The sequence below is a fragment of the Marinomonas transparens genome, from assembly GCF_016463975.1.
Classification (GTDB): Bacteria; Pseudomonadota; Gammaproteobacteria; order Pseudomonadales; family Marinomonadaceae; genus Marinomonas; species Marinomonas transparens.
Genome location: NZ_JAEMNX010000011.1, coordinates 44,916 through 58,035, shown reverse-complemented (window position 1 = coordinate 58,035; position 13,120 = coordinate 44,916). Strand labels below are relative to the sequence as shown.

12 protein-coding genes are annotated in these 13,120 nt (G+C 44.0%); 2 read left to right on the top strand and 10 right to left on the bottom strand.

What is annotated here, in order from left to right:
• The 5 genes from I8J31_RS10795 to I8J31_RS10775 all read right to left on the bottom strand — a co-directional run bounded on the left by I8J31_RS10795 (position 1) and on the right by I8J31_RS10775 (position 4,067).
• The gene (locus tag I8J31_RS10795; protein ID WP_199468572.1) at positions 1-825 is read right to left on the bottom strand and encodes a DUF2797 domain-containing protein; all 825 of its coding nucleotides are present in this window, start codon (positions 823-825) and stop codon (positions 1-3) included.
• Positions 825-1,106: a YeaC family protein gene (locus I8J31_RS10790; protein WP_199468571.1), complete on the bottom strand. Its 282-nt coding sequence runs from the start codon at positions 1,104-1,106 to the stop codon at positions 825-827. Before I8J31_RS10790 ends, I8J31_RS10795 begins: the two co-directional genes overlap by 1 nt.
• Before the next feature lie 68 nt (positions 1,107-1,174).
• Positions 1,175-2,047: a rhomboid family intramembrane serine protease gene (locus I8J31_RS10785; RefSeq protein ID WP_199468570.1), complete on the bottom strand. Its 873-nt coding sequence runs from the start codon at positions 2,045-2,047 to the stop codon at positions 1,175-1,177.
• Positions 2,048-2,103: 56 nt separating this feature from the next.
• Entirely contained in the window at positions 2,104-2,985 is an 882-nt protein-coding gene (locus I8J31_RS10780) for an NAD(+) kinase (protein ID WP_199468569.1), read from the bottom strand.
• A gap of 116 nt (positions 2,986-3,101) precedes the next feature.
• Positions 3,102-4,067: a 1-aminocyclopropane-1-carboxylate deaminase/D-cysteine desulfhydrase gene (locus I8J31_RS10775; protein ID WP_199468568.1), complete on the bottom strand. Its 966-nt coding sequence runs from the start codon at positions 4,065-4,067 to the stop codon at positions 3,102-3,104.
• A gap of 401 nt (positions 4,068-4,468) precedes the next feature.
• On the opposite strand from I8J31_RS10775, the gene I8J31_RS10770 reads away from it, so the two are divergent.
• Positions 4,469-5,209 carry a spermidine synthase gene (locus I8J31_RS10770; RefSeq protein WP_199468567.1) on the top strand — a complete coding sequence of 247 codons (741 nt, stop codon included), beginning with the start codon at positions 4,469-4,471 and terminating at the stop codon, positions 5,207-5,209.
• 167 nt (positions 5,210-5,376) lie between these two features.
• Here the strand turns inward: I8J31_RS10770 and I8J31_RS10765 are convergent, their stop codons facing one another.
• From I8J31_RS10765 to I8J31_RS10755, 3 genes are all read right to left on the bottom strand, one after another.
• Entirely contained in the window at positions 5,377-7,206 is a 1,830-nt protein-coding gene (locus I8J31_RS10765; protein ID WP_199468566.1) for a hypothetical protein, read from the bottom strand.
• Positions 7,203-7,523 (bottom strand): hypothetical protein, encoded by a 321-nt coding sequence (locus tag I8J31_RS10760; protein ID WP_199468565.1) that lies wholly within the window; start codon positions 7,521-7,523, stop codon positions 7,203-7,205. Before I8J31_RS10760 ends, I8J31_RS10765 begins: the two co-directional genes overlap by 4 nt.
• Positions 7,524-7,770: 247 nt before the next feature.
• Positions 7,771-8,100, bottom strand: a complete 330-nt coding sequence (locus I8J31_RS10755; protein WP_199468564.1) for a hypothetical protein — start codon at positions 8,098-8,100, stop codon at positions 7,771-7,773.
• A gap of 546 nt (positions 8,101-8,646) precedes the next feature.
• Here I8J31_RS10755 and I8J31_RS10750 point away from each other — a divergent pair.
• Complete coding sequence (locus tag I8J31_RS10750; protein WP_199468563.1) at positions 8,647-10,134, top strand: carboxylesterase/lipase family protein; 1,488 nt, start codon at positions 8,647-8,649, stop codon at positions 10,132-10,134.
• 63 nt (positions 10,135-10,197) lie between these two features.
• Here I8J31_RS10750 and pgm read toward each other — a convergent pair whose 3' ends face one another.
• Positions 10,198-11,841 carry a phosphoglucomutase (alpha-D-glucose-1,6-bisphosphate-dependent) gene (gene pgm / locus I8J31_RS10745; protein ID WP_199468562.1) on the bottom strand — a complete coding sequence of 548 codons (1,644 nt, stop codon included), beginning with the start codon at positions 11,839-11,841 and terminating at the stop codon, positions 10,198-10,200.
• Positions 11,842-11,940: 99 nt separating this feature from the next.
• Complete coding sequence (locus I8J31_RS10740; RefSeq protein ID WP_199468561.1) at positions 11,941-13,065, bottom strand: beta-ketoacyl-ACP synthase III; 1,125 nt, start codon at positions 13,063-13,065, stop codon at positions 11,941-11,943.
• Between the last annotated feature and the right edge of the window lie 55 nt (positions 13,066-13,120).

Genomic DNA, 13,120 nt, shown 5'->3' with positions numbered 1-13,120 from the left:
CTAAAATGTCAATGTCGCTTGGTAACCAGTGTATTTACGAATATTAATCACGCCTGTATCGAGCATCCAATACTGCCCTTTTATCCCCATCAAAGTGCCTTCTATAAGCGGCGTTTTTTCAGCATTTAAACTGGTTACTTTGGTTGGGTATTCCAACACAGGATAAATAAATTCATGAGTTTCATTTTCATCTGACAAGTCGATGATAGATTGCAAACCGAACTCATGCTGAAGTGAATCTAACCCTTCATAAAGGCTGTCAATCAGACGCTCTTGTTCATGCTCGAGGTCCATGCTGATGCTAGAGCCCTTGAGCATATTGCGCCAATTGGTTTTATCTGCCACCTGACTTTTAAACAGGGTTTCGACTAAACCAGACATTCTGCGATTGTTAACACGAAACAAGGCCCTAGCCTGCGTTGCCCCTTGATCAATCCAACGAGTTGGTAGTTGATCACCACGGGTAATGCCTACTTTTAACGCCGATGAGTTAGCGAGATAAACATAATGGCTCTGCATGCAAAACCGTTCTGCCCATTCAGGCTCACGGCAGGTTCCAAGATGGAAATGGCATTTTTCAGGGCTCATTATACAGGTATCGCAAGCCGCTAATTTTCGAAAGCAATTAAAACAAAAGCCCTGACTAAAGGACTTTTTGGTGACTTTTTTGCAATTAATACAATGGATCACACCGGCAAAATCCAAAGACACCTTTTGCCCAAGTAATTCATTCACTACAAGACTGTCATTACCTAAGTCTAAACGATAAGAGACTTGCCCGTCGCTTACCTCAGTCGACATTTTTTTTAGATTGCCCTGCAACATTAACCTTGCCCCTTAGGAGCATTGTCTACCCATTTTATCGTTTCATGTTCATTGGTCGATGTTTTGCTATCGCAGCCTTGATGAACCTCGGTATCAATATAGCCAACGCGCTCTTTTTCTGGTTTATTGGTATAGTCGTAGGTAATTACCGCCTGCAAACAAAGTTCTTTTTGTTCGTCGGTCAAGCGCACACCATTAGGCCATTTACCAAGCTCTACAGCTTGCTTTAAACGGACATACACTTCCGGTGACATATTGTCGATCATTTCTTTAAAATTCATTTACGCATCTCTCTACAATTCAAAAGAGTAGGCTTTTACTCTTCAAACAAACTAATAGTCTAAAACCTTTATGAATAACGGTGACGAGTGACTAACCAATACACACCACTCAACACTAAACCAGCCACTAAACCTATCGTGTGGGCCGTATTAGCAATGCTTCCCAGCCCTACCATTTCAGGAAAAGGCGTATAACCAATGGCTAACCAAACAACAAAAAAGATCATCAGTTGTTTGCTAATAATCAGCGGCCAAGCCTTAACGATTATAGGCGTTAACCAAGCAAAACCGATCAAACCATAAACCACGCCAGATAAGCCACCAAACAAAGGATTGCCACTCATTTGATACTGTAAAACATTACTCACGATGGCAATTATTAGCACACCAACAGACCAGATAATAGAACCTAGCAAGCGTTCTAATTTTTTACCAATTTCCCATACCCACAAGGCATTAAAAACAATATGCATAACACTAAAATGAAGCAGCGCTGGCGTAGCAAGTCGCCAATACTCCCCTTGAGAAAGCACATTAGCCAAACTAAAAAAACGAATCTGCGTACCGAATACTTGAATAGGACTAATGGTGAAATACGCGACGATGGAAAGATCCGAGCCCAATTGACTAATTAAGGCAATAAAAAACGCAGCAGCAAGCACCACAATAGTGGCCGGAGCCGCCTTAATTTGCATCATTAGGTTTGAGCTTTGCCTGCCAGAAGAAGACGTCAGGCTAGGCGATAAATTCAGTAACGAATCAGGATCATCTTTCCATACTTGCACTAGCTGCTTAACAACATCTTGATGAACTTGATCCGTTACCCAGAGTTCATTGCGTCCCTTGCTATTAATAACACGGTGAAGAATTTTTAACCGCCACAATGTCTGACTGAGTAATTCAGGGTCTTCATTGATATCAAATTGATACACTAAATACATGGTGAGACCTCTTCTCGCTTTACTTTTTCCAAGCGTACATAAATGACGGTATATTCTTAAGGTCGATAACTGGATTGCCAACCTAGCTTGTCACGACAGACATCGTAAAAATCATGATCTTTAGGGTGGATTAAACGCAGGTCACCTTTGCGTTTGGTGATATGAATTTCGTCGCCCGGTGCCGCAGTGATATTTAGCTGGCCGTCACAACTCACACTTGGGTAAGTAAGATTAGACTCGCTCACCACAATGCGAATGCGTGCATTGGCATCAATCACAATAGGACGATTACTTAAAGTATGAGGGTGCATAGGCACCAGCACCAAGGCATCAAGCTTAGGCAACATGATAGGACCACCAGCCGATAAAGCGTAAGCAGTAGAACCTGTTGGCGTAGCCACGATTAAACCGTCTGATTTTTGATTCATTACAAATTGGTCATCAATAAACAGATCAAAACGGATCATTCGTGCGGATTTACCGGGGTGAAGCACCAAATCATTCAGCGCAATGCCTTCTCCACTGGGGCGGTTTTGGCGTTTGATTTTTGCTTCAATCATGAAGCGTTTTTCTTCATGGTATTCACCACGAAAAATAGGATCTAATTCTTCTTTTAATCGATGGGGAGAAATATCGGTTAGAAACCCCAATGTGCCTCGGTTAATACCCAAGACAGGAATGTCGTAATCACAAATCGCTCGGGCAGCGCCAAGAAAGCTACCATCCCCGCCGACTACCGTCACAAGATCACAGTGATCACCTAATTCTTTTAAAGGGGCTGAGTCCACTTTGATGCCAGGCATCATGGCGGCCAATTGATGTTCAAGCACCGGAGCAACACCCGCTTCTTGCAGGTATTCCATCAATTTTTTAACGGTTTCAATAACCTGAGGTTTATCTAAGCGAGCAATAATTCCAACACGTCTAAAAAGACTCATGTGTCATTCTCTTTCTGTCTGTCGATGTAGGTAAAACAACCCGCGTAGCGATGAATACCGCCTTTTACTAGGATAGCGAGTTTTACATAATGTGGCGCAACTTTAACATGAAGACGCTAAGCCTCGCCATCCAGAGAAAGCTTACAATATGATGAAAAAGGGTTATTCGATGGAGGATAGCCTCTCCAGCCTTGCAATCCCCCCGTATGAATGAATAAGGTACGTTCATGTGGCCAACGGCCAGCTTGCATGGCTTTGCATATGGCAAATAAGCTTTTACTGGTATAAACAGGGTCTAGGGCTTGTTCAGGATTCGCTATTGCAAAGTCCGCCATAAAATCCATCAAAGCCTTGCTCTGTTTGGCGTAACCGCCTTCATGGCAATCAGCATAAAAGCTCAATTTAGCAGACACTTGCTCTATGGATGAGCCATCAGCCACCAGCGAATGGGCCAGTTCGACAATCTCGAGCTTTTGTTGTTCTGCACCTTTAAGTGCGCTAAAGACATGTAAATGAGGTGTTTGCTCATGGGATAACAGACCGGCGGCCGTGGTTCCGGTTCCTGCAGAAACCGCCCATGCATCATATTCACTGTCTAAATAGCTAATATTTCCGGCCCAATCTCGACAACCAAACGCACCGAGCAGCCCTCCACCACCTTCAGGAATCCAATAAACATCGCCATAACACCGATTGATGTCATCTACCACTGCGGACGAACAGCCTGATCGGTAATCCGAGCGTGAACTTGGCCATAACTCTACGCCCGAAGCGACAGCATCGATTAGGGTTGGTGTTAATGTCGGCTGAAGTTCACCACGTACCACGGCAATTGCTTGAAACGGCGTCGATTCTAGCGTCTTCGCAAACGCATGAAGGTGATTAGAAAAAGGTCCGCCGAAGGTAGCGATGACCTTAGCCTTTCGTTTTTTGGCCTGTGTAAGATGGTGTTGTAACTTATGCCATTTATTACCCGGCGCATCCGCATGCTCAAGGTCGCCACGGTAAATAGCCAGTGTATAATGACGGTTTGTCTTACTAATAAAAGAGGAAGGGATAACGACAGGATGGATCAGGGACACAAAAAAAAAGCCTCGTTTTTACACGAGGCCATAATAGCATAATAACAATTTAGAAAATAAGAAGGGGAATCTATCTTCTGTGTATGCTTACAAAAACTCAGACCAAGACCTTTGCATTAAGTTCAAATATTTTCACAGAATTAATGTCCCTATCATGGCACTTTCTTTGCTAAAATCGACGCCCCATCATTGGTGAAAATAAAAGATACCGTTTAATGGGTCGAACCTAGAAGATAAGCTAACCACAGTGGGCCAACCAAACGTTTCGATGAGGCATCGCCTCAGCTTACGCGAGTATTCTTAAAGCACGTAAAAGAAGCACCGTTAGACAAACACCTAAGCTTCACCTTATTAAGGTCCGATTGATGGACCTTATTTTCCCAGCAAGGAACATAATCATAATGAGCCACCAAAACCTACTGCATGATAGCGCCGATGACCTAGGCCCTATCCGTGTATTCGATGACGGCCAATACCGCATACTCTCCTTCGCAGAGGGCGATGAGCAAACTCGAATTCGCCTTTCTACACCACATGAATTACAGCACGAATACACCCAAGCCATGATGTTGCCTTTGCTATTCTGCGAACCTAAACGCGTTTGCATCCTTGGGTTAGGTGGCGGCGCGCTGTTAAATGCTCTACATCATACCGTTCCGTCTATCCACATCACAGCCGTGGAATTACGCCAAGAAGTGATGGACGCGGCTGAAATGTACTTCAAACTACCAAGGGGCAAACGCATCACACTGGATGTCGCCAATGCCATAGACTATATGGCGGCAGGATTACCAAAGAAGGTCGACCTACTCATGACCGACCTTTACAACAATGAAGGCATGGATCGCTCGGTCCTAGACACCAGCTTCATAGAACACTGTGCAAAAAGCATCAAAGACGATGGCTGGATGGCCCTTAACTGCTGGGTCGATCAAAGAAACAACCATGACCTAACTGCCCTACTGCTAAAGCACTTTAACGATGTTCGCGCCTTGGATACTGGCACAGGCAACTGGGTGATCATTGCAGGCAAAAGAAAAAACCATAACAATGCCAAAGAACTGAAAGCCGCAGCACAGAAACTCAGTAACCAACTTGGCTTTCAAATGAGCAAATGGCTGTCACGCTTGTCCGAGGTTTAAAAACAAAAGACGCTATCAATGATAACTGAAGAAAATGACATTTCTGCTCGAAACCATCGCCTACCTAGGGAATGTCATTTTACTTTCGTGTTTATTAGTCGCCTTCCTTAATCTCCACAGGACAGAACAATCGCTTAATATGACTAACTTCAATAAGTAAAGGTCTATTAATAATGAGGGACGCTGTATCTCGGGTACCCTCTTAGATAATCTAAATGCGCCTGTGTATTCCACGTTGTTGAAATCATAATAAAATGCCAAAAACGGTTAATAAGCGCCCAATACCAGCTAGAATAAGCTCCAGTTGAAGTAGCTAATTTTCCTTGAACGAGATTAGACCTTTGTGTCACCAGCTCTGCACTATTAGAAACCTCGTCACTCACATGATAATAAAGCGTATAATTTCCTTCACTCGAGACAACAAGATGACTAGCCATATCACCATTCACCTCTGTGGCATAATTGGGTTCATGGGGAACATCGCAGGCCGCTAAGCTGGTAATGTCATTGGCTAACTGAATGGCTGGGACTGGTATAGCGGATTCTGACACAGAAGACTCTTGAAACTTATACGGATACCACTGAATGCCGCTTTCAAGCCGCTTACCAATAAGCACATCCAGCGTGCCACCACTGTATTCATAATCGCCGTTTTCATAAATCACTAGGCCCTGACCAGATGGGTAATACATGATGGCATTGTGGTTTATCACAACGCCATCAACTTGCGTATTAATACCCCCAGATTGATCTCCTTCCTGAGACTCTAATAGATGCGTCATCTGAACTCGTTCATAACCATCAAGCGAACGAATAATAATCTCATTATCAAAATGACCCGCGTCGTGAAAAATCGTTAAATTTAAAACGGTATCTAACTCAAAACCGTGAAATGTATCCGCTAAGGATGCCAACTCGGTTGGCACCACCAAATTAGGAAAAGAACCTGTAACAGGAACGCTCACATTATTAATCATGGCCTGAGGTGTGCCTGTATAACCTTCTCCTGTATAGATTTTAATAGGCATACCTTCTTGAACGTCACTATCAATTTTTACATTGTTGGCTCTCTTAAGAGTTAACGCTTGTTCATAACAATTTTTTAACCTAGATGCAGGCCGCCCACTTTCTGAACCAAATACCGATTTGGCATTGATATAAAAGCCATCAAATGTCTCGCCAGTCCTCTTTTGAATACCTGAAATAGCCGTGGCATTTGCTTTCATATGGAGATCAAACAGATTGCCCTTTATATAATTTGAACCTTGCGCCATACCACGACAAGCCACACCTTCTAACAAGACGTAGCCATCCGAAGAGGCTAATGCCGTTTTATAACCTAGCCGTGCTTTTTTCATAATGGAAACCACAGGCTTAGCGGGTAAACCGTCGTTATTTATCTTCACGTAGGTTTCGTATAAATTGCCATTATCCCAAAGCGTCACACGATGCTTCGAACGCCCTTTTATGCATGTCTCCAGTATTCCTGCATCGCTATAGATTATCGCATTGCCCGAATCGTCATGATTTTCGTATTGCAGCTGCTGACCATCTGCAATCGCTATCCCCATATCAGCAAACACTTTAAAAACAGACGAATCCGTCAGCTTCACTTTATCGACCACAACATCAATCACACTTACGCCTTGGCGCACCAAAGCAACGTCAATTGCCTTACTGTTACCACCTTTATCAAATGCCACCAGAGACAAAGACCACTTATCAGACGTTAGCGGCAAGGTTGTCGAGCCATCCGACTCTTTAACCAAGAAATCTGTTTGCTTAGAAATAGAAGAATTTGTGCAGGTTTGCTTCACTTCAAAATCATAACCAGACTTCGAGTAATTATGACCAGATACCAGCTTAAGGCCAACTTCTTCATCGCCACTAAAGCCCGTTATCATCACCGAATATAAATGCGATACCCGATTGCCACTGATAATTTCTGAGGTTGCCCTTTCGCCTAATTTGATTGTCTTACCTAAAGTTATCGTCATTTGGTTTCTCCTTTGTCCCAATCATTATTCATAAAGAAATAATGGATCAGCTTGGTTCGCCATTTTCGATAAGAGATTGCAATGCATTTTTCTGCATCACCACCCCAGCTTAAAACATTCATAAATACAGAACTCGCCAATACGCTTCCCAGCCGGACATGGTTTTGACTGCTAAAGTAATCGTATAAAAAAATAGTCTTTCCTTGCGTGCCTACTGAAGATTGCGCCGAAGTAACCAAAACAGCATTAAAATTAAACAACCATTCAAACAACATAGCCTTACCCCAAGAAACCAACGACCATGATGCATTCATCATTAGGAATCATTGGTTTTTTTACCTCTAAATTGGTTTAAAAAAAACAGCATAATATGAAAATAAAAACACCGGCATAGTAAAAAACCATATTTACACAAGGTTTTTACTAACAAGAGACTACTGACACTTAGCTTAAGAAAAGCCTAATAAGTAAAGAAATTGCCTGCTTTGGTCAAAGCTAGACCTGATGAGCCAGTGATCTATCAAGGTGAGATAATCTGCTTGCTATGCGTTTTGTTAACCAGCTTTACCATTTTATTTCTTGCCCAGAGTCTACAACCATTCCTGATGCCACCACACTGGTGATCACATGAACCTCGTTGATGGCAACGGCAAAATATTTAGCCAGCGCTTTGGCCAAACCAAGTTGAAGCAATGAAACACTAGGAGCAGACCACATAGACGGAAGCGCTAAATTAGCCATTATTTTGTATGTATTGCCTAGCTGCTCACTGCTGGTCATTATATTAATCGTCATGTGCTCAGCTGATATTCCCGACTCTTGTGCCCAGAGTTCAATAATGTTGCCTGTACCCTGTGGGCATTCTTGTGTAATGACGCAGTTAGCGATTGGCATAATTCCCCCTTTAACAAACTTTCACTGGCGCTCTAACGCGGATCACCACCCCAAGTCGGTGATGGTTTTAGAAGTACAGTGTAGCTCAGAAAAATAACACAAGTTTAGGCTCATTTGCTCGGCATCAACCCTCGCTCATAAACGCTCCTATTGCAGGAAACGCGTTTCTACAAGTCTTTTCAGACAGAATAAATTCAGCCTATTTCTGGTGCCCAGATGGACGTTAGAAAATGTGACCTCATCACGGCCTTTGCAAGCATCGAAGTAAAATAACAGCTTCTTACTGCTATAAAAAACCAATAACATAATAGCCATTTCAAGGCCTTTGCCCGCCGCAATTCATTGTTCACCTAATCCATCGAATGCTTCACTAAGCCCAGATAAAAACTTTGTTTCTCGAAAAAAATATCCTTTTCAGCGTAGGATAAAGACCTGGATGACATTCGCTATGCAACTATATTCACGGAGAAAGGAAAACACCCTATGATTGAAGTCTAAACACAAGAAAAACAATAACCTGTTACTTGACTACTTAGGACTCGTTTTATGCACACATCTGATAGGAATACAGTAAAGTTAACGACTCAACAGGGCGCTATTCTGGGCGCGTTAGAAAATGGGATTAACGTATTTTATAACATCCCTTTTGCCACAAATCCCTTTACTAAAGAACGTCGTTTTCAAGCCCCACAGGCCTATGGAAAGTGGCAGGGTCAATTAGATGCCACAACACTAGGCTTGGCTGCACCACAGCCAAGTAGGATGGGAAAAACCGAATTATTCGGATCCCCTAGCGATTTAACGCTGAATATTTGGACTCCAGAAAATGCGGCGGAATCATATAAAAAGTTACCGGTTATGGTGTGGATTCCCGGCGGTGCCTTTATTCGTGAAGATGCTGGAGAGCAGATCTCTAACGGCACAAGCTTTGCCCAACATGGTGTCATTATCGTTACGGTTAATTACCGCGTGGGGGTGGATGGCTTTATGCATCTTGACGGCGCGCCCGATAATCGCGGTATTTTAGATCAAGTTATGGCGTTGCAATGGGTACAAGATAACATTGCGGCGTTTGGTGGCGATGCCAAACAAGTCACCCTCTTTGGTCAATCCGCTGGTGCGGAAAGTGTGGCGATTTTGTTGGCTTGCAAGAAGGCACGCGGTCTTTTTCAAAAAGCCATTATGCAGAGCCCACCGATGCAGTACTTCACACAACAGGAAGCCAGTCGTGTTACCCAAAGTTTCGCAGACAGGTTATCGGTTCCAGCAACCATAGAAGGCCTATCGAACGTACCTTTCCCTACACTGGTGGCCGCGGTGGTTGAGCAATGCGATACCATAGCGAAACGTGAAGACTGGGGCATGATATCTTGGGGCGGAACGGCCTTTTTACCTGTGGTAGACAATGATCTGATCACCGACTCTCCAATGGAGGGTGTAAAACACAATACGGATTCATCAATTCCCATTCTTGTTGGTAGTACCGACCAAGAAGCGAGATTATTTTTGGTACCAAGTGGTGCCATTGATCATATTCCTAAGGAGCAAGTCGCACTATTCTTAGACGACTTATCCCTAGGGAATGATGCCTTGCCGATCTACACCAAACCCGATGCCGAAAAAACCATTGGTGAAGCTTTTGTTGACCTTCAGTCCGATTACACCTTCAGAATGCCAGCACAACATATTGCGGAACACCTGTTAAGTAACGGTAATCAGGTTTGGCATTATCACTTTTCTTGGTTTTCCCTTGGGCTTGGAGGTCGATTAGGTGCCGCACATCTGGTCGATGTGCCCTTCGCCTTTAATACCATTGCCAGCAATCAAGCAAAAGGCCTTATCGGTAGCAATTCGCCTGAGACATTAGCGCAAGCAATGCACAACGAGTGGATCCGTTTTGCCAAGTCAGGCAGTGTCAGTTGGACTCCCTATAACGTGGACACACGCCCCACTATGCAGTTTGATAGCAAGCCCCAACAGCTTGACGATCCGGGTAAAGCCGTTCGTGAATTATGGAGTAACTATTCGTTCTGAATTACTGGAATACACAAAAATGCCGCTATCAGGAGCGGCATTTTTTGTTTCCCAAGGCACTGATTAGCCTCTCAAAACGCTATCAACCAAGGCTTTTGCTTCCACTTCTAAAGCATCTAAATGGGCTTCTGAAATAAAGCTTTCTAAGTAAATTTTATAGACGTTTTCCGTACCAGAGGGTCTGGCGGCAAACCAGCCGTTTTCTGTGGAAACTTTCAAACCGCCAATAGCAGCACCGTTACCCGGCGCATGGGTGAGCGCACTCACTATAGTTTCGCTTGCCAGTTCTGTTTGTGTGACATCCTTCGCATCCAAGGCGCCCAGTATGGCTTTTTGCGCAGGTGTTGCCGCTACATCAATGCGCTTGTAGAAAGGTTTGCCGTATTTGGCAACCTGTTCTTCATAAAGGCTTTGAGGATCTTTGCCGGTCACGGCGAGAATCTCTGCCGCTAATAGCGCCATGATGAAGCCATCTTTATCGGTCGTCCAAACCGTCGCATCTTTACGAAGAAAAGACGCTCCGGCGCTCTCTTCGCCACCAAAAGCCATGGTGCCTTGATACATACCTTCCACGTACCATTTGAAGCCAACAGGCACTTCACAGAGCTTGCGGCCAAGCCCGTTAACCACCCTGTCTATCATGCCGCTGGAGACTAGAGTTTTACCTAGCTGTATGTCCTGCGACCATTGTGTTCTATGTTGTGATAGATACTCGATAGCAACAGCCAGATAGGCATTAGGGTTCATTAAACCAGATTGGGCACAGACAATGCCGTGGCGGTCGTAATCAGGGTCGTTACCCACCGCGATATCAAAGTCGTCCTTTAGTTTTAATAAGCCTTGCATGGAATACGGTGAAGAACAGTCCATGCGAATACGACCATCTTTGTCTTGCGGAACAAAACGGAAGGTTGGATCAACCTCTGTATTTACCACGCTAATGTCTAGGCCGTATTTTTCTGCAATCGGCTGCCAGTAGTGAATACCAGAACCGCCCATAGGATCAACACCAATACGGATCTTAGCCTTGGCAATGGCGGCCATATCAACGACGTTTTCTAAGTCGTTAACGTAATGGTTAATGTAATCAAAGGATTCAATTAAACCACTTGCTTCCATTTCATCGGTGGAAAAACGTTTTACCTCAGTTAGATTGTCCGACAACAATTGATTCGCTCTTTTCGCTACCCAATTGGTAATGTCAGTATCAGCAGGGCCACCCTTGATGGAGTTATATTTTATGCCGCCGTCTTCAGGCGGGTTATGGGAAGGCGTAATCACTATGCCATCACTGGTGTCTTGTCCGACTTTGTTATGGGTCAAGATAGCGTGAGAAATAACCGGTGTTGGTGTATAGCCGCCATTTATCTGGGTACGAACACGCACGCCATTCGCTGTGAGCACGCTCAGTACAGTTTGAAAGGCTGCTTCCGATAAGGCGTGGGTATCTTTGCCTAAATACAAAGGACCGTCTATTTTCTGTTCCTGACGATACTCCGCAATGGCTTGCGCAATAGCAAGGATATGGTCTTCGTTAAAGCTGGTTTGCAAGGCACTACCACGGTGACCTGAGGTGCCGAAACTTACTTTTTGCTCTGGGTGAATATCAATATTAGGCTTCTTCAGGAAATAAGCCGTCATCAGTTCAGGGAGGTCGACGAGTAAATCGTGAGGAGCAAGCTGTCCAGCTTGAGGGTGAATTGCCATATTAAAAAAAGCTCCGTTAAGTCATTGCTATTAAAGGAATAGAAACAGTCTCCCTTATATTTATGTTCGTTTCAATGACTTAACGAGCAAGATAGTCTGTTAGCGTTTTTTAAGAATCAAACTACCGATAGAATAACCCGCACCAAAGGAGCAGATCACGCCAATATCTCCGGCGTTTAGATCTTCATGGTATTTAGCAAAGGCAATAATCGAACCTGCAGATGCGGTATTGGCATATTCGTCCAACACCACCGGCGCCTCTTCAAGGGTTGCGTCCCGACCTAATAAACGTCTGCTAATCAATAAATTCATATTGATATTGGCCTGATGCAACCACCAACGCTTCAGGCTAGCGACTTGAATGCCTTCGCTTAGTAAATGACGTTCAATATGCTCCGCCGCCATTGGGCACACTTCTTTAAAGACTTTACGGCCATTTTGATGGAATAGCTTATCTGCTGAATAAGGGTCTTCGTCTGTCACCCGAGTGAGGTAGCCATAATTAGAACGAATGTTATTAGAATAAGACGTCACACACTTGGTGCTAAGCACATCAAAAGAATGGGCAGACTGACAAGTATCGCTGTTTTCTACCACGGTTGCGGTCGCCACATCGCCAAAAATAAAGTGTGAGTCTCTGTCTTTGTAATTCACTTGAGGTGAGGTTAACTCAGGGTTAATCACCAATACCCCTTTTGAGGAGCCAGATTTAATCGCATCATAGGCTCGCTGCAAACCAAAGGTGGCTGCTGAGCAAGCCACTAGCATATCAAAACCAAAGCCATCAATGCCTAGCGCTGCTTGCACTTCAATGGCAATGGCGGGGTATGAACGCTGGGTATAGGCACAGGAGACAATTACCATATCAATATCAGCGGCGGTTTTATTTGCCGATTGTAAGGCTTTCTGCGCTGCCGCTATGGCGATTTCAGCCTGATGAGAGACTTTATCGTCACTTCTTACTTCAAGTTCAGGGCGCATGCGATCAATATCTAAGGCCCCGTCTTTTGAGTAAATGTAACGACTTTTTATGCCCGAGGCTTTTTCAATGAAGGCCGCAGTAGAGAATGGTTTGGCTTCTATTTCGCCACGTTCAATAGCATCAGCATGTTCACTATTAAATTTATCCGCCCAAGCATTGTAACTAGCAACCAACTCTTCATTGGTAATGGATTGCGCGGGTGTCCATAGGCCAACACCACTAATAACAACAGAAGAATTCATGACACTATCCTTTCTTATTTTTTTGATGACTATCAAGAGTATAGAGGAGATTGTC